The organism is Poseidonibacter lekithochrous (genome assembly GCF_018861145.1).
Classification (GTDB): Bacteria; Campylobacterota; Campylobacteria; order Campylobacterales; family Arcobacteraceae; genus Poseidonibacter; species Poseidonibacter lekithochrous_A.
Window position 1 is genome coordinate 87,287 of sequence record NZ_JAHKQT010000032.1, and the last position, 18,234, is coordinate 105,520.

The 18,234-nt window shown below is 27.7% G+C and carries 21 protein-coding genes; all 21 read left to right on the plus strand.

Annotation, left to right across the window (positions count from 1 at the left end; genetic code table 11):
- The first annotated feature begins 87 nt into the window (after positions 1-87).
- The 21 genes from KO488_RS12075 to flhF all read left to right on the plus strand — a co-directional run bounded on the left by KO488_RS12075 (position 88) and on the right by flhF (position 18,232).
- Positions 88-459 (plus strand): response regulator, encoded by a 372-nt coding sequence (locus KO488_RS12075; RefSeq protein WP_216059067.1) that lies wholly within the window; start codon positions 88-90, stop codon positions 457-459.
- A 14-nt stretch (positions 460-473) separates the two neighbouring features.
- Complete coding sequence (locus KO488_RS12080) at positions 474-1,520, plus strand: hypothetical protein (RefSeq protein WP_216059068.1); 1,047 nt, start codon at positions 474-476, stop codon at positions 1,518-1,520.
- A 10-nt stretch (positions 1,521-1,530) separates the two neighbouring features.
- Positions 1,531-2,250, plus strand: a complete 720-nt coding sequence (locus tag KO488_RS12085) for a flagellar hook-basal body protein (RefSeq protein WP_216059069.1) — start codon at positions 1,531-1,533, stop codon at positions 2,248-2,250.
- Positions 2,250-2,657 (plus strand): flagellar basal body rod protein FlgB, encoded by a 408-nt coding sequence (gene flgB, locus KO488_RS12090; protein ID WP_216059070.1) that lies wholly within the window; start codon positions 2,250-2,252, stop codon positions 2,655-2,657. The genes KO488_RS12085 and flgB overlap by 1 nt, the downstream gene beginning before the upstream one ends.
- A 16-nt stretch (positions 2,658-2,673) precedes the next feature.
- Positions 2,674-4,401, plus strand: coding sequence for a flagellar basal-body MS-ring/collar protein FliF (gene fliF / locus KO488_RS12095; RefSeq protein ID WP_216059071.1), 1,728 nt, complete (start codon positions 2,674-2,676; stop codon positions 4,399-4,401).
- 3 nt (positions 4,402-4,404) lie between these two features.
- On the plus strand, positions 4,405-5,406 hold the full coding sequence (fliG, locus tag KO488_RS12100) for a flagellar motor switch protein FliG (RefSeq protein ID WP_216059072.1): 1,002 nt from the start codon (positions 4,405-4,407) through the stop codon (positions 5,404-5,406).
- Complete coding sequence (locus tag KO488_RS12105; RefSeq protein ID WP_216059073.1) at positions 5,406-6,050, plus strand: FliH/SctL family protein; 645 nt, start codon at positions 5,406-5,408, stop codon at positions 6,048-6,050. Before fliG ends, KO488_RS12105 begins: the two co-directional genes overlap by 1 nt.
- A gap of 80 nt (positions 6,051-6,130) precedes the next feature.
- The gene (locus tag KO488_RS12110) at positions 6,131-6,418 is read left to right on the plus strand and encodes a FliM/FliN family flagellar motor switch protein (RefSeq protein ID WP_216059074.1); all 288 of its coding nucleotides are present in this window, start codon (positions 6,131-6,133) and stop codon (positions 6,416-6,418) included.
- A gap of 9 nt (positions 6,419-6,427) precedes the next feature.
- The gene (locus KO488_RS12115; protein ID WP_216059075.1) at positions 6,428-7,114 is read left to right on the plus strand and encodes a flagellar hook assembly protein FlgD; all 687 of its coding nucleotides are present in this window, start codon (positions 6,428-6,430) and stop codon (positions 7,112-7,114) included.
- Between the two features lie 9 nt (positions 7,115-7,123).
- Entirely contained in the window at positions 7,124-8,605 is a 1,482-nt protein-coding gene (locus KO488_RS12120; RefSeq protein ID WP_216059076.1) for a flagellar hook-basal body complex protein, read from the plus strand.
- An 83-nt stretch (positions 8,606-8,688) separates the two neighbouring features.
- Positions 8,689-10,779, plus strand: coding sequence for a flagellar hook-basal body complex protein (locus KO488_RS12125; RefSeq protein WP_216059077.1), 2,091 nt, complete (start codon positions 8,689-8,691; stop codon positions 10,777-10,779).
- Between the two features lie 67 nt (positions 10,780-10,846).
- Entirely contained in the window at positions 10,847-11,176 is a 330-nt protein-coding gene (locus tag KO488_RS12130; protein WP_216059078.1) for a hypothetical protein, read from the plus strand.
- A gap of 8 nt (positions 11,177-11,184) precedes the next feature.
- Entirely contained in the window at positions 11,185-13,188 is a 2,004-nt protein-coding gene (locus tag KO488_RS12135) for a tetratricopeptide repeat protein (protein WP_228319164.1), read from the plus strand.
- 92 nt (positions 13,189-13,280) lie between these two features.
- Positions 13,281-13,589, plus strand: a complete 309-nt coding sequence (locus KO488_RS12140; protein ID WP_216059079.1) for a flagellin — start codon at positions 13,281-13,283, stop codon at positions 13,587-13,589.
- A gap of 11 nt (positions 13,590-13,600) precedes the next feature.
- Complete coding sequence (locus tag KO488_RS12145) at positions 13,601-14,476, plus strand: FliM/FliN family flagellar motor switch protein (protein ID WP_216059080.1); 876 nt, start codon at positions 13,601-13,603, stop codon at positions 14,474-14,476.
- A gap of 3 nt (positions 14,477-14,479) precedes the next feature.
- Positions 14,480-15,235 carry a motility protein A gene (locus tag KO488_RS12150; RefSeq protein ID WP_216059081.1) on the plus strand — a complete coding sequence of 252 codons (756 nt, stop codon included), beginning with the start codon at positions 14,480-14,482 and terminating at the stop codon, positions 15,233-15,235.
- A 12-nt stretch (positions 15,236-15,247) separates the two neighbouring features.
- Positions 15,248-16,021: an OmpA/MotB family protein gene (locus KO488_RS12155; RefSeq protein WP_216059082.1), complete on the plus strand. Its 774-nt coding sequence runs from the start codon at positions 15,248-15,250 to the stop codon at positions 16,019-16,021.
- Positions 16,021-16,317 (plus strand): rod-binding protein, encoded by a 297-nt coding sequence (locus KO488_RS12160; protein ID WP_216059083.1) that lies wholly within the window; start codon positions 16,021-16,023, stop codon positions 16,315-16,317. The genes KO488_RS12155 and KO488_RS12160 overlap by 1 nt, the downstream gene beginning before the upstream one ends.
- 10 nt (positions 16,318-16,327) lie before the next feature.
- The gene (locus KO488_RS12165; protein ID WP_216059084.1) at positions 16,328-16,705 is read left to right on the plus strand and encodes a hypothetical protein; all 378 of its coding nucleotides are present in this window, start codon (positions 16,328-16,330) and stop codon (positions 16,703-16,705) included.
- Positions 16,692-17,084, plus strand: coding sequence for a hypothetical protein (locus KO488_RS12170; protein ID WP_216059085.1), 393 nt, complete (start codon positions 16,692-16,694; stop codon positions 17,082-17,084). Before KO488_RS12165 ends, KO488_RS12170 begins: the two co-directional genes overlap by 14 nt.
- Positions 17,081-18,232: a flagellar biosynthesis protein FlhF gene (gene flhF / locus KO488_RS12175; protein WP_216059086.1), complete on the plus strand. Its 1,152-nt coding sequence runs from the start codon at positions 17,081-17,083 to the stop codon at positions 18,230-18,232. The genes KO488_RS12170 and flhF overlap by 4 nt, the downstream gene beginning before the upstream one ends.
- Positions 18,233-18,234 lie beyond the last annotated feature (2 nt).

Genomic DNA, 18,234 nt, shown 5'->3' on the forward strand with positions numbered 1-18,234 from the left:
TTTTTTACATATTAAGTGAAAATTTAAAACAAATCATATATAATAAGTGATATATTAAAATTATAATAAATAATAAAGGGTTAAGTAATGAAAATTCTTATAGTTGATGACAGTTCTACAATGAGAAGAATTATTGGGAATGTAGTTCAACAATTAGGTTTTAAAAAAGAAGATTTTGATGAAGCTGAAGATGGTGTAAAAGCTTGGAAACTTCTTGGTGAATCTCAATATGATGTAATCTTAACAGATTGGAATATGCCTAATATGAATGGTTTAGAACTAGTTAAAAAGACTAGAGGTGAGGGGTCTCACATGAAAACACCAATTATTATGATTACTACTGAGGGTGGTAAAGGAGAAGTTATCACAGCTTTAAAAGCTGGTGTTAATAACTATATTGTTAAGCCTTTTAATGCAGAAATTTTAAAAGAAAAGCTTGATGGAGTATTAAAAAAATAATATAAGGTTTTAGTATGAGTATGAGTCAAGAAGAAATCGAAGCTTTAATGAACGGTTTAGAAATAGTTGATGATGAAGATTCTATTGTTGAAGAAGAAACACCAATAGTCTTAGAAGATGCACCTGTTGTAAATACTGATGAAATTGAAGAATTGATTTCTCAAAATGAAAAAACAAGTACAAAAGAAACGCAAGAAGTATCTGAATTAACTGAAACTTCAACTAATGAAATTGTAAATAATACTAATAGTAACTCAGGAACAATGGATAATGATGATATTGATGCCTTACTTAAAGATTTAGAATTAGTTGAAAGTAAAGAAGAAAAACCTGAGGATGATTTATTTGATGACCTTACTAGTGCTAATGTTGAACCTTTAGCTACTAGTGATTTGACATCACAAAATTTTGATGATGTTTCCGCAGATGAAGAAGGTATTGTTGAATCTACTACTGCAAAAACTTTAGACAAAAATCAAGATGATAAAGAAGAAATAGGTAAAGACTGGGCAGATACAAAAATAAATGAAGGAATGTTCCCTTTTCCTGCAGATAATGATACAAAAGTGGTAAATCAATTAAGTCAAGTAGCAAATGATTCTGAAGAAAAAGTATCTCAAATTTTTGATGTTTTAAGTTTAACTTTAGATAATAATAATGATGTAAGATCTAAACTAGCTGATTTTGATAAATTTTTAGCTTCAGACTTAGAATTATTAACTTCATTAAGTACTAAATTCCCAAATATTGAAATATTTAATGCTCAGAAAAAAGAAGCGGAGAGAATATCTAATAATATAAAAGAGATTTCAGATATAGTAAATGCAGAAGATATGAAAATTTTTGAAGCAATGGAATTAATGCAATTTAATGATATTAATAGACAAAAGATAGAAAGAGTTATGTCGGTTATTAGAAAATTATCTCTTTATTTAAATAATTTATTTGAAGATGATGGAACAAGTCAAGAAATTGCAGTTGCTAAACATATTCATGGGGATAGAAACCATGATTTAATTGGCGAAGATTTAGATAAACTTATAGATGAATTTTCAAAATAAAAGGTAAATAATGAATCAAGGTACATATCCATTAGCTGCATCAATGGTTAATCAAATTAATCGTTTAGATCAAATTAGTAATAATTTAGCAAATAATAATACTCATGGTTTTAAACAAGATGGTCTAACGGAAACTACTTTTAATCATTATTTACAAAGAGCGCAAGATGAAGGCTTTACTCCAACAAAAATAAATACAGTTACAAATAATATACCTAAAATTGATGCTATGTATATAGATGGTGAAGTTGGAGCAATTGCAAGTACTGGCAATAAACTAGATTTTGCTTTAGAACAACCTGATACTTTTTTTAAATTTCAAGACCAAAACGGAGATATTGTTTATACAAGAGATGGAGCATTTAAAAACTCAGATGGTTTCTTAGTAGATTCAAATGGGAATACTATCTTAAATGCTGATAATGGTCCTATTGAAGTTAATGGTAATGTAAGAGAGCAGCTTGGAATTACACAAGTACCTTTTTCAAATTTAGAAAAAGTTGGAAATAATAGTTTTAAATTAAAAGATGACAATGAGTTTGCTATTTATGATAATAATGATGGTTTAATCGTAGAAGGTGCAATAGAAAAATCAAATGTAAATTCAGTTACAGCAATGGTTGAATTAATAGATGCCCATAGAAGGTTTGATCAATCTCAAAAAGCAATAAAAACTATTGATGAATTAAATGGAAAAGTTATTGAAAAAGTAGGGAGTAATACTAACTAATGGATGCAAGTAGTATAACAAGTACACTTTTTGATAATTTTAACTTTAGAGCTGAAAGACAAAAAGTAATTTCAAGTAATATAGCAAATATAAACACACCAAATTATAAAACAAAAGATTTAACATTTGAAAATGAATTAAAGAATGCACAAGATGCACCAATTCTAAAATTATCGCAAACACAAGGTAATCATTTTTCAAATGTACAAAGTAACAATAATATTTTAGGACCATCATTAATTCAAGTGAAAGGTTTACAGGAACAAAATGATGGTAACAATGTAAATTTAGATACTCAAATGAGTGAAATGTCAAAAAACAAAGTTTTATTTGATGCTGTTCAAGCAGCTATAAAAAAAGATTCTACATTATTTAGATCAGTAATTGAATCATCTGCTAAAAATTAAACAGGATAAGTAATATATGGATCAACTTGTAAAATTTGTAAATAATTTGAATTCTGCGCAAAGAGCTGTAATAATTGGAGGATTTTCTTTGTTATTCGTTCTTTTAATTGGATTATTAGTCTATTCAAATATAAAAGCCGAAGACAAAAAATTAAATTATACAATTGCTTCAAATTTAACTAAATCTCAAGTTATGTTAGCAAGTGATGAGCTTGAAGCTTCAGGAATACAATTTTCAGTAATTGGAAGTGGAAATAATCTTACTTTAAAAACTTCAAAAGAGTTTATCAATATAGCAAAAATAAAACTTGTAACTAGTGAAGCTTCTACAAGCCAACATGTTGGATGGGAGATATTTGAGAAATCTTCTTTAGGTACTACAAATTTTGAAAATAAAGTTAAATATTTAAGAGCTTTAGAAGGTGAGTTATCAAGGTCTTTAGAGTCTTTATCTGGTATTTTAAGAGCAAGTGTAAAAATTGCAATACCAAAAGATTCTATTTTTACTGAAAGAAAATCTGATACTACTGCTTCTGCTGTATTATCCTTAAAACCAGGTGTTTTTTTAACACAAAAACAAATTGATGGTATTAAAAACTTCATAGGCTCTGCTGTTACTGATTTAAAACAAGAAAATATAAAATTAATAGATCAAGATGGATCTTTACTCCAACAATCTTCTGATGATATGGATAATATTAAATCTTTAAATCAGAATAAATATAAAGATAAAATCGAGAATGATTATGAGAAAAAAATAGTAGCACTATTAGAACCTTTTGTTGGATTAGGAAGAGTTGTAGCTCGAGTTAATGTTGACTTAGATTTTATAAAAAAGAATATTGAAGAAGAAATATATGATCCTGAAGGAACAATACGAGCGCAACAAGTAATTGAAAATACAGCTAACTCTCAAGGAACGACAGCAAATACAGGTGGAGTTGCTGGAGTTGATAATAATATTCAAGAACCAGGTGGTACAAATGGTACTGGGAGTTCAAATTCTTCTAGTGAAGGTACTAATACAGTAACTAACTATGAAATCTCAAAAAAGATTATAAAACAACAAGATAATAATTATTCAAAAATAAATAGAATAAATGCAGCTGTTACTTTTGATTCAAGTGTATTAATAGATATAGAAAATAAAGAAGAATTTTTATCTTCAATTGCATCAATTGTCCAAGATACAATTGGATATGACCAAAAACGTGGGGATAAAATTACTGTAAAAGATTTTAAGTTTATTGGAGTAAAAGCTCTTGATGAAGTAAAGCAACAAGTAGATGAGAATGGAAATGTAATATCTGTAGATAATTCTAGTCCTGTTGATACTCTAACTATGATAAAATCAATATTAAAAGAGTTTAGTGAATACTTCCAATATTTAATTGCTGCAATATTACTATTTGTTTTTTATAAAAAATTTATAGTAAATCATGAAGTTGTAATTTTAGGTGATAAGAATATTGCTACTGAAAATAACAATATAGATATAGAAGATAGTAATTTAACAAATTATGAAAATGAATTTGATCTTGATTCTGCACAAGGAAGGTTAAAATCAAAAATCAAAAGTCAAATTATAAATAATATTGATGGCTTAGATGAAGAATCTGCAGCAAAATATGAAGTGTTTATTGAAGAATTAGATAAAGAGATTAATAGTTACCCAGAAGAAATTGCTAGAATGATTGAATTACTTCTTTCCGAAGGTAATAAAAATTTTAAGCAAGGAAAATAGATAATGTCTGAAAATAATGATGTACTAAAAGGTATGTCTATGATGGATAAAGTAGCCAGATTCTTTGTTTTAATTGGTGAAGAATCTACTGTTAAGATTTTCCAACACCTACCAAAGGAATTAGTAGAAGAAATCTCTACTGCTATTACTCAAATATCTTCTATTAATAAGGATGTATCCTTAGCAATTTTAGAAGAGTTTCATTTATACACGAGATCAAAAAGTTTTATTAGTTCAGGTGGATATGATTTTGCAAGAGATATTTTATATAAGTCTTTAGGAAAAGGTGAAGCAGATGAAGTTTTAGCAAAACTTTCAAGAATGAAATTAGCTTCACAGTCTTTTACATATTTAGATGCAATAAATCCTAAGCAGTTATCAGATTTTATTAAAGAAGAATCTCCTCATACTATTGCTGTAATCTTATCACATATGGATTCTTCAAAATCTGCAGATGTTTTAATGCAATTAGAAGAGGAAACTAGAGTTAAAGTTACAATGCAAATGGCAACTATTAAAGATGTTTCTCCAGATGTTGTAAGAACAATCTCTGTTATTTTAGAGAAAAAACTTGAATCACTGCTTTCTTCTATTGTTGATGTTGGTGGTGTAAAAGTTGTTGCTGATATGTTAAATAAATTAGGTCCAAAATCGCAAGATATTTTAAAAAATATAAATGGTATTGATACTTCACTTGCAACTAAAATAAAAGAGAATATGTTTGTATTTGAAGATTTATTAAATCTTGAAGCAGAATATATAATGAAAGTATTACAAAATGTTGATACTGGAGATGTTGCTGTTGCCATGAAAAATGCTCCTGAAGAAGATTTAGAGAAAATTACAGGCGCAATGTCACAAAGAGCAAGAGATAGATTCTTAGAAGAATTTGAAATGCTTAATAAAGTTAAAATAAAAGATATAGAAAATGCACAAAGAAAAATGCTTGATGTTGCGCAAAAAATGATAGAGGATGGCGTAATTGATAGAGACATGGATGAATAATGGCAAATGATAACGTATATTCAAACGCAAAAGTAGTTAATAATAGTAATAACAATGTCGAAAAATATGAGTTAGGTACATTTATTAACAATAATACGCCAAAACCAGTTTTAGATGACAGAGAATTAAATGGTAAAGTTGATCCTTTACTAGTAGAAGTAAGAAATTTAAGTTCTCAATTATCATTACTTACAGATAAAGTTACAAATATTGAAAATGATGGTATCTCTGGAAAAGATATTGATGCACAAGTAGTTCAAGCTATAAAAGATTTAAAACACTATGCAGCATTTTTTGAACAAGCTACTTTTCAGATGGAATCAAAGTTATTAAAAACTTCTATTTCAATTGCTCAAAAAATAATTAGTGTTGAAGTTGGTGAAAATTCTGCAAATATGGCAAAACAGACAATTACTCATTTATTAGAAAAAATTAAAACTGCTTCAAAAGTTCAAATACATTTAAATCCAAAAGATTATGAATTATTAAAAGATCAATTAAATTTAGAAAGTTTTATTGAGCTTCGACAGGATGCTAATGTATCAGCTGGTGGTGTTGTAATTGCTAGTGATTTAGGAAATTTTGATGGTAATATAGAAGCAAAAGTTGCTTCTATGCTTGAAACACTTGATATGGTAATTTAATTAAAATTAACTACTTAAATACAAATACTCCACAATTATGATATAATATCAATAAATAATTTATTTAAAAAGTATAAGATATGGAAATTAGTGAAAGAGATTATGATATATTAGTTGACACAGAAATTGTTGTTGATGTAATGTTAGGTAATTCAAATATTAGCGTAGCAGAGTTTCTAAAACTAAGTGATGGTGATATAATTTCTTTAAATAAAGCAGCTGGTTCAGGTGGGGATATATATGTAAACTCACGTATAGTTGGAACTGGCGATATTATTGTAATCGAAGATAAGCTTGCTGTTAGAGTTCAAGATACTATGGACTCTGATAATGTTGTAAGATATTTCTTCGAAGAAAATATGACATAGGAGTTTATAATGGCAACAGATAATATAGCAGTTAATTCAAGTACAGGTTTGGATGGTAATTCATATACAAGCTCGATTAGTAACGATGAATTAACGAACGATGATTTTTTAACACTTATGATAACAGAGTTAAAGTTACAAGATCCAACAAGTCCAACTGATTCAGCACAAATGCTTCAGACTCAAATGCAAATGTCAACAATCAATACTAATCAAGACATGGTTACTGCAATGCAATCTTTACAACAATCCTTTTCTCAAACTGCATTAAGTAATGCATCTAATATTATTGGAAAAAATATTGAGGATGGAAACATTAGTGAAAATGGTATTAATAAAGCGTATACAGTTACATCTGTTGAAAGTGTTGATGGTCAAGTTCTAGTTAGGGCTCAAGAAATGCTTTATCTTGAAAGTAAGATTAAATTAACAGATCCTGACGATAGTTCAAATGATATTTTATTGGATTATAATACAGCAGGTGAAATTATTGATGCAAATGGAAATAAAACTGGATATAAAGTTGCTTTAAATAATCCAGGAGATCCAATTATTAAAGATTCATCATTAGTTATATATGACGCAGATAATACTGAAGTTTCAGATCATAATTATGCATTAGCTGGTCTTAGCTCAGCTGTTTATTCTGATGAACTAACTGACATCCCTTTTTCTCAAATTACTAAGATATTCTAAGAGTTTAAAATGATTGGTGGACTTTGGAATGGACTTTCTGGTTTAAATATTTTTGATAAAGCATTAAGTGTTGAATCAAATAATATTACAAATGTAAGTACTGTTGGCCATAAAGCTGATGATATTAGATTTGAAGATCTTATGTATCAAAATGGATATGGAAATGGTTCTGCTGTTCAATCTATAGATAAAAGAACAATTCAAGGCGGATTACAAGTTACTGGAAATTCATATGATGTTGCAATTGATGGTAAGGGATATTTTATTGTAGAAGAAAGAGAAACAGGAGATACAGCATATACAAGAGCTGGAAATTTTCAAATGAGTGAAGACGGACTTTTACAAACTGCTAATTCTTTAAAAGTTTTAGGTATGACTCCTCAAACAACTTCTATAGTTACTTCAAATGAAAATGAAACAACATTTACAAATGAGTATAATACATTTATAGCAAGTCAAACTATCTCAAATGAAAATAGTCAAAGTGTTCCTGCGGATAATTTTATAAAAACTATAAATACAAAAGCAACAAATTACTTAGTAAGTGCACAAGATAGTGGTATTTCAGGTAGTGGTTATAAAAGTGCTGATTCCAAAATATCAGATATTGATGCTTTAATGAGTGATTATAATAGTAAATTAGAAACTTATTCATTATCTGCTGATTCAGAATCGACAGTATCGATTTCTCAAATAACTACAATTGATTATAGTAACTTAACTACAAATTTAGTTGATGAAAATGATTCTATTAATGTATTTGTAAATAACTCAAAAATAAGCCAGCAGTTTGATACGGATATTCAAACAACACTAAATAAGTTTTCTGATAAATTATCAAATGTTAAAGGATTAACTTCAACTGTTGATACAACTACAGGAATTGTAGAAATTATGTCTTTAATTCCAGGAAAAGAAGTTACTATTTCTGAAGCTTCAATAAATAATAATTACTCACTGATTACAAATACACAAGTTGCAAGCTTGGGTTCAGGGCAAGGATTAGTTGATAGTTCAAGAACTGCTTTAAAAAATGCACTTGAAACTGCTGATGCGAAGTTAATTGATATTACTAGTGAAATATCTTTAAATGAAGATACTTTAGTATTAAATGAAATACAAATGAAACTAGATAACTTAGATTTAGTTGAAGAATCTTTTGGGAGTGTAATTATTGATGATGGGAATATTTATTTAAAAGATGGGAACAATTCATTTTTAGTTGGTAAAATTGAAACGGCTACATTTAAGAATGAACAAGGGTTAGATCCTTTAGGTGATAATTTATATAGAAATACCGCTGAATCTGGGATAGCTTTAAAGGCTGATGATATGAATACTTTAATTAGTAGTAGTTTAGAATTAAGTAATGCTAATATTAGTACTTCTCTTACTAGTTTATTAGTTTATCAAAAAGCATATGAAGCAAATTCAAAATCAATTACAACATCTGATGAAATGTTAACAACAGCTATGGATTTAATCAAATAGCTGCGTGTTTTCATATTAGTATTTGAATTCAAATATTAATATGTGAACATAAAAGTTCACTATTTTATTCAAAAGGATAAATCATGATCGGAGCACTATGGACAGGAATCTCAGGATTATCGTCACAACAAACAGCTTTAGACAATGAGTCAAATAATATTGCAAATGTAAATACAGTAGGTTATAAAGCCTCAAGAATATCTTTCGCAGATCAAATGTACCAAGATGGTATTGGTAAAGGATCAAAGATAGTTGATGCAGAAAAATTATATACTCAAGGAAACCTAAAGCTAACAGGTGTATCTTATGATATGGCACTTAGCGGTGATGGATTCTTTACCGTTACAGATGCAAGTGCTAGTGGAACAACAGAAAACTACTATACTAGAGCCGGAAACTTTAGAATGGGAGAAAATGGAACACTTCAAGATGCAAATGGGAATGAAGTTCAAGGTTGGGCAATGAGCGCAATTGATACAGATAATGATGTAACTTCGACAAACTCAAATATCAGTATGTTCACAAATGATTATACGAAACTATTAACTTCAAAAATTGTATCACATTCAAATTATGTAGAAACATTTACAGCAAAAGCAACTGATTATGCAGCAAGTGCTGAATCTGATTCTGAATCAGTATTTTCAGGTGCAGGATTAAAAACAAAATCAGCGAAAATATCAGATGTAGAAGCAGCAATAAGTAATTATACAAGTTGGTTACAAAAATTACAAGATACACCAGATGGCGCATCAATTTCATCAGTGGCACAAAGATCGGAAATAAATTTTGAATCAGGTAGTGACTCAATAATTAGTAAAGAAGGTGATGAAATTTATGTATATATAGATGGAAATAAAATATCACAATCTTATATACCAACTACTGCTGATACTGAACTTATAGCAGAACTTGAAGCTATAGAAACTGCTGATCCTGGTTCGACTGGACTGACAGTACCTTATGATGCTGCAGATGAAGCAATAGTTGCTGAATATAATCAAGCAGCAAGTAAAATTGCAACATATAAAGGTCTTGCCGATACAATTTCTGAAATATCAGGTTTAGTTGCATATATGTCAAGTGAAGTTGGAGGAACTACTTCTGATACATTAGAAGAAGATGATACTTTTGGCTTATCTACTAGCACAGCAGATATGATGAAAGGTATTATTCAAATAAAATCTTTAATACCAGGTGAAGAATTTATAATTTCTGAAGTAGGAGAAGTATCTGGAAGTTCAACTATTCAAGGTGATTTCCAAACTAGTGTAAACTCACTAACAGGAAGTGGAACAGGAGCAGTTGAATCAGCAAGAGACGCTTTATCACAATTAATAAGTGGAAAACAACAAGATGTTTATACTACTAGTGCTTTAAATTTTGATGCTACTACTCCGGCAACTTCATTTGAATTTGCTATATCAATCTATGACGAAGATGCTGGGGAATCAATTCCTGTACCTAATGATAATGGTACACCTCTTCTTAGCGCTCCAATTACTATTACTGCAACGACTGTTGATGAGTTTGTTACTGATTTTAATACTCAAGCAGCTACGGCTACTCCAGTACTAACTGATTATGTTGAAGCTGTTAATGTTAATGGTAATTTAGTAATAAGAACTAAAGATTCAAACTATGATGCTGAATTTAGTACAACTTTAACAGATGCAACAAATACTGAAACACTTACTAAAAATAATGATTTAAGTGGAAAATCAGGAGCTGGAGCAGAATTTATTGAGATGGTTACTAAGGTAGATCAAACATCATCTCAAAATTCATTACAATTAAGATTAGATACTTTAGGAATATCTGATTCTGCATTTGGGGAATTTTCAGTTGATAGTAATGGTTTAATTACAATGACTCAAGATGGAGCAGAAATTGCTGTTGGACAAGCATCAATTGCATTATTTACAAATAACATTGGACTAGAAGCAATAGGTGATAATTTACTTGCTAAAACAACACAGTCAGGTGATCCTATTTATAACTTAAATAATGACAAAGCAGCAACAATCGAAAGTCAAACACTTGAGTTAAGTACTGCTGATTTAAGTGAAAGTTTAGTAAACCTTATGGTTTTCCAAAGAGCTTTTGAGGCAAATGCTAAATCAATTACTACAGCAGATGAAATTTTAACGACTCTTATTGGTCTTAAAAGATAAGATGCAAATATAAATATTTAAATAAAGTAGGGTATATCCTGCTTTATTTATTATAAATAGGATAAATTTGGAAAATTTTTTATTATTAATAATTATTGGTATTTTATTACTTTACTTCTTTTCTAGTGCAAATGTTTATAAGTCACTCTATAAAAAAGTTAATGAAGAGAAAAACTTAGTAGAAAAAGAATTAAAAAAACTTGAAGATGTTATTTCAAGGTATGAAAAACAAGTGAAAACTAGTGCTTCAACTCTAAAAACTAACCATGATAATTTACAAGTTGCAAGAGATGATTTACAACAACTTCGTCTTGAAAATATGAATCAAAAACATCAAATTGATGACTTAGAGAAAAGAAACGAAGAACTTTATGCTCAAGTTAATACAATGGTTTAGGAAAAAAATTGAAAAGAAATTTAGTATATAAAATAGTATTAAGTTATATTTTATTATGTAGTAATTTATATGCTAAAAAAGATTTAATCGAATCTCAACCTGAGATCATATTTCAATTTGATAAGTTGAAAAAATCTCAAGAAAACTTTAGTCTTCAAGTAGATTTTAATAAAGCAGTTTTACTTTTAAGTAAAAATGAATATAAAAAATCAATTGAAATTTTTGAAACAACTGCCAAAATATTACAGGTGCCATCTTATTTAAATATTGGAATTGCTTATTATAAATTAAACTCAATTGATAACGCAATAGTTTATTTAAATAAAATATATGAAAATGAATTAAATGCTAATGATCATACTTTTTCTTATATTTCATCATGTTATTATTTGTATCAGATTTCAAAAGATAATAAATACTTAGATACTATTATAAAAGTTACAAGTAAATATAAAAAACTTTCAGAACATTCAAAACGAATGCTTGCAGATACTTATATTATTTTAAAAGAGTATGAGAAGTCTTTAAAGGTTTTAGAATCTATGGAATTTGCCTTGGATTTGAAAAAAGCTTTACTTCACTTAAAACTTAAAAATTATAAACAAGCCACTATATTTTTAAAAAGAGCAAAAGAAACAACTGTAAATCCAAATATTTTAAATAAAGTTTTGTGGTTTAGTGTTTTTACAGATTTAAAATCTAATAATTTAGAGCAATTAAAAGAGAATTTAGATTTAGTAAATAAAAACAGTAGAACTTTTAAAGCAAATTTAGAACTCCCCTTAGAAATATATTTTAATAAGAATAAATATACGCCAAAAGAGTATTTAGATGCAGTTGTAAATCTTAAATCGGAAAGAAAAGTAGATTTTATCTATTATTTTGCACCTTTTATTTTTTCAGATACACAAGAAGTAATTTATGATTCGGCAAAAGGTTTTTTATTTAGCTCAGATGATAATATAAATTCATTAAGTGAAATGGTTGAGTACAATGCCAAATTTTTAGATATTGTTAGAGATGATCCAATTTTAAGAGTTGTAAAATTAAAGAAAATATTAAAAAAAGATACAAAATCATATGTATATTATAATTTAGGATTATCTTATGCCCAAATAAATGATTTTCATAATGCTTATAAGTATTTTGAAAAAGCTTATAAATTAAATCCTGGGAATAAATTGTATGCAAGTATGAGTTTAATTACTGCACAAAATTTAAAAATTAAAGTAAAAGATAAGGAATATATAGAAAATACAATTAAATCTGAAAAAGGTTTATATAATTATTTTGGAAAAGAACTTTATAAGATATTTATAAATCCTCAATATAAAACTTCATATAAATTTGTATCTTATGAAAGTACAATATTTTATAAAGCAATAAATTTTTTACAAAATTTAGAAGAAGGACTCTCTATATCTAATCATACCTTATTAAATGAATATAATAAAGATCCTTTGATTTATTTAATTAGATTGGTACAAAGAGAAAAGAATGAGAATGATTTTACATACTATTCAAGATTACAAGATAATATACCTTTAACTTTAAATAATAATTTTTTAGAAGGTCCTTTAATAGTTACAAAATATTATGTTGATATTTTAAAAGGTTTAGGTTTATTTGCAAAAGCAGATTTAAATATGACTACTAAAAACTCTCCTTCTTATCTTCGAACAAAAGCGTTAACTGACTTACATTTTGATGCTTCGGATGAAACAATTAAGATATTAGAATATTTGCAAAAAGAGTATAAGTTAGAAGATAAATACTCAATGTATTTGATGGTTGCAGCACTATTAGAATCAGGAAGATACAATGATGCATCTGTTCAAATATCATTAATAAAAGCAATTTTAAATGACGCTGGTGCAGATTTTTTAACAGCAGTTCAATTAATCCAAGATCTAAAGATATCAAGTGCAAAGCAATACTTAAAGGAACCATATTTAGACTCTTTTATTGACTTTAAACTAATTGGTTTTGATGAATACCTAGAATCTCTTTAACTTATTTTATAAAAAAAAACTATTTCTTAAATAATTTATTTGTTTTGTGCTATAATATATAAAACTAGTAACTTTTTATAAAAGGAGATATTATGGAAATAGGTAGAGTCGCAGATATTGATAATGCAAAATTAAATAATATTGAAAAAGTTCAGAAGATTAATAATGTTGATGATAAGAATAAAGTAATTCAAGATGATGAATATAAAAAAACTTTAGGAAGTGAACAAGTTTTATCTAAAAATGAAGTTATGTTAGACAATGTAAAGTTTGGTTATAACAAAAGTTCAAAAGATTTTTTTATTAAAATTACAAGAGCTGAAGCTGAATATAAATATCCAACAGAAGATATGATGAAAGTAAAAGCTTTTATTCTTCAAGAATTAGAAAATAGAAAGTAAGGGTTAAATAATTGGCATCAGATTTATCTAACATATTCAAAGATGAATTATCTAATACATTAGAGCAACTTTTATCAAAAAATTCACAAGTTGAAGCAGTAAGTGAACTTAATGCTCAATTATTTAATTCTACACAAGTAATCGAAGGTTCAGTTAGATTCGAATTTAAAGATATTACTTCTACTTGGAATTTTTATATTCCAACAATAAGTGCTACAAAGTTTGAATACTTTATGCTTGGTGGAATGGGTGATTTAAAAGAACATATAGATGATGAAATTACTGATGCTGTAAATGAAATAATATCTAATATTTGTGGAAGTTTTTGTACCTCTGTTAATGCACAAGGCTTTTTTGATGTATCTTCAATAAAATCTGAAGTTAAAAGTGCAACTATCTTAGAAGGTGGAGTTTTATCTTCAAAAAAGAATGCTTATGAATTTACTATTTCACTTGATGAAGATAAACTACCCGTTATCATCTCTTTTGATGAAATAATTTTACCTTACTTTTCTGCAATTACAGGGAAAAATGCTGAGCCTATTTCAAATATTTCTTCCATATTAAGTAATGAAAAAGAAATTAAAGAAGATACTTCTGTAAATACAACAAATATTCAAACTCCAAAAAATTTGGAACTTTTATATAATATAAAGTTAAAGTTAAGTGTGAGATTAGGAACAAAAGTAGTATTATTAAAAGATATTTTAAGTTGGGATATTGGTGAAATAATTGAACTTGAACAAATGGTTAATGAACCCTTAGAAATTTTAGTTAATGGTATTAAAATAGGTGAAGGTGAAGCAGTTATTGTTGAAGGAAAATTTGGCCTTAAAATTAAAAGTATTGGTAATGATAATATAAAATTAAACCAAATAGGATTATAGTTTATGGATAAAAGTACAGCAGGTGGATTAGGTGGAGGATGGGCTCTTGTTGCCCTAGCTATTATTCTAGGTGGTGTTGGTTTTGGGCCATATCTTGATGTACCTTCTGTAATAATTGTTATTGGTGGTACAATAGCTGTTACAGCAGGACAATTTGAAGCTTCTGATTTAAAAAGAGTTACTCCTGCTATTAAAGTTGCATTTAATGAAGTTACTGTTGAACCTTTACCAGAACTAGTCGAAAAAATTACTTTTTATGCTACTGAAATCAAAAAACATGGCGTAATGCAGATTGAAAAAAAAGTTATGGAAGAGACTAACCCTTTTTTTAAAGAAGCTTTTCAACTTTTAGTTGATGGAACAAAAGCTGAAGTATTAACTCCTTTACTTGAAACAAAGTTAGAGTACATGGGAAAGAGACATGGACGAATGATATCTTTATTTGGAAATGTTGGTGGAACAGCAGGAGCGATGGGTATGATTGGTACATTAGTTGGATTAGTTGCAATGCTTGCAAACCTATCAGATCCAGCAGCAGTTGGTCCTGCAATGGCAGTTGCTTTATTAACAACAATGTATGGAGCTTTAGTTGGTACATTATTTGCAGGAATCATAGAGAGTAAACTTAAGCAAAAGCATGATAAAGAAGTTGATGCCTGTGAAGTAATCATTTTAGGTGCATCAATGATTGCAGCTGAAGAATCAATTGGTAATATTAAAATGCAGTTAAATTCAATTTTAACTGATGTTGAAGAATAAGAGTTATAGTTTATGGCAAAAGATAAATGTCCTGAATGTGAGAAATGTTTACCAGGTTGGTTAGTTCAATTTGGTGATTTAATGTCACTATTATTAACATTTTTTATTCTTTTATTATCAATGGCTGTAATGGACAAAAAGAAAGTTGAAGAGTATTTTGAAGTAATGAGAAAAGCTATGGGTTTTCTTGATAAAAATACTTCAGTAGAAGAACAAACAGAAAAAAATTCAACAGATGATAGCAGTTCTGATTCAGATGAAGAAAGTGATTCTGAAACAACAGCAGAAGAAGCTGCAGAAGAAGTATCTGAACTTATTGATGAAGTTAATTCAAATAGTATTAATGAGAGTGAAGAGATTAGTATTGAACAAGGAAAAAATGAATTTACTCTTGATATTCCTTCAACAATTATGTTTGAAGATGGAGAATATAATTTAACTAATCCTGCTGCTAAGAGATTTATTTCCAAGATTGCTAGAGTAATTAGAACAATGCCACAAACTTTTAATATTGAAATAATTGGACATACAGATACAAATAGAATAAAAAATGCGAATATACCACGTGATGCATGGGATATTTCAGCTTTACGTTCAATTTCAGTTGTAAAAGAATTAATAAAGAATAGAATAGATCCTAGTGTCTTAAAAGTTTCTGCATATGGCTCTTATCATCCAAAAAGTGATAATTCTGCTGATAACAGAAGAGTTGAAATGAGATTCTTTGCACAAGATAATCAAAATGATATTTTAGATGAAGAAAGTTTCTTTGATAGGTTGGAATAATGGAATTAAATAGTTCAAATTTAGTAGATGTATCTACTTTACAAAATAAAGATTTTAAAAATATTAAAACAGATAATTTAGAAGATAAAGAACTTAGAGAAGTTGCAAATAGTTTTGAATCATTTTTTCTAAATCAAATAATGGATGTCTCATTAAAGTCTACTAAAATAGCAGGAGAAGGTCCAGGTTCTGATATTATAAAAGGAATGTATTTACAAAATATTGCCGATAGTTCTGCTGGTACTTTTGGAATAAGTGATATGTTATATGAATTTTTAAGTAAAAATAATAAGTAAGGAAAATTTTATGATAAATGAAATAATACAAAGAATGTCTGAACTTGTTAAAAATTTACAAATATCTATTGAACTTGATATGCAAGATGTTAAAGATGCTAAGCATGAAGCTTTGTTAAGTAGAAATGATGAAAAACATCAAATGATTAATGAAATAACTGAGTTAAAAGCTACACTAAATCAAGAGTTAATTACAAAAATGCAAGAAGGTGTTGATGTAAATATTTATAGATTAAAGGTTGATAACTTAGAAATTGAGTTAAAAAACCTTTATGATTTAAATAAAAAATTAGCTTCAATAGTTTTACCTGTTCAACAAATGTATAAGGAATTAGTAGAAGAAATTACTGCTGCTAATGGAGGAAATATATTTGATGTTAAAGTTTAGTATATTAATTTTTTTTTTAACAACTAATGTTTTTGGAATAAGTGTATTAATATCAAAAGAAGCAATAGGATTTAAGCAAAAACTTGAGCCTTCAAATTTAAGATTAATGAAGATTTCAAAACTAAAAAAAACTTGTATCCCTTTAACTTTAACTCAAGTTCAAAATAATGAATATAGAACTACTCATTATATAAATGAAAAATCTATCATATGTCAAAATGATGTCAAAATATATAAAAAAGAGTCAGTAATTTTTAATTTTGGTGGGCTTGAAATAGAAAAAAGAGGTAAAATTATTTACCAAAATGATGATTTTATTCGTATAAAAAAAGAAAATGGCAAAATAGAAAAAATATATAAAGATGGACGATTAAGATGAATATGCTCTCTTTTTTAGGAGAAACACCTACTATTGCACTTCGTTTAGCACAAGAAGAATGTGGTGAGGATGCAATTGTAATATCAACTAAAAAAATATCAAATGCAAATGAAAATGGGCAAAATATGTATGAAGTTGTTGTTGCAATCGAAGAAGAAAGTAGCAAAAACAATCATACTTATACTAAACAAGCTACAACAAAAGCTATTCCTCCTAATAAACCTATGCAAGCTAATGTGTATGATTTTAGAGAAGAAATTCTTAAGATGCAAAAGGCACTAGAGCAAGTAAAACAATCTATTTGGGAACCAAAGAGTCAACTTTATGATTTAACTATTCCTCATGAATTTATCGATATGTATACATTATTTGAGAAAAATGAGTTTGATCAAGAAATGACATATACAATTATGAAAAAAACTATCAAACAATTACCTGTATCATTAAAGTCAAATCCCGCGAAAATTAATGATTTCTTTAAATTAGTATTAAGACGAATAATACCAATTAAATTTGAAGTGCCTTTGCGAAAACATCAAAGAAAAATAATTATGATGGTAGGGCCTACGGGTGTTGGAAAAACTACTACTATTTCAAAATTAGCAGCTCGATATGCTTATAAACTAGGACAAAATTATAAAGTAGGTATTGTAACATTAGATTCGTTTAGAGTAGGTGCTATTGAACAGTTACAAGCATATACAAATATAATGAGATTGCCTTTGGAAATTGTAAAAAAACCAGAAGATTTATCAGAAGCACTTTTACGATTAAAAGATTGTAATTATATTTTTATAGATACTGCTGGTTCTAGTCAATATGATATTGATAAGATTGAGTTAATAAATGAATATCAAAAAAAAGTAGAAGAATTACCTATTGAAAAAATATTAGTTCTTCCTGCAAATGTTAAGCAGAGTGATTTACTCGATATTTATACTAATTATTCTAGATTAAATATTGACTATTTAACTTTTACAAAACTTGATGAAACTAAAAGTTTCGGAAATTTAATATCTTTTTCTCATAAAACAAAAAAATCAATTACTTACTTTTCGATTGGACAAAATGTTCCAGATGATTTAATTGTTTCAGATTCTTCTTTTTTAATTGATTGTTTTATGAAAAATAAATGTGTGAGGAAATAATT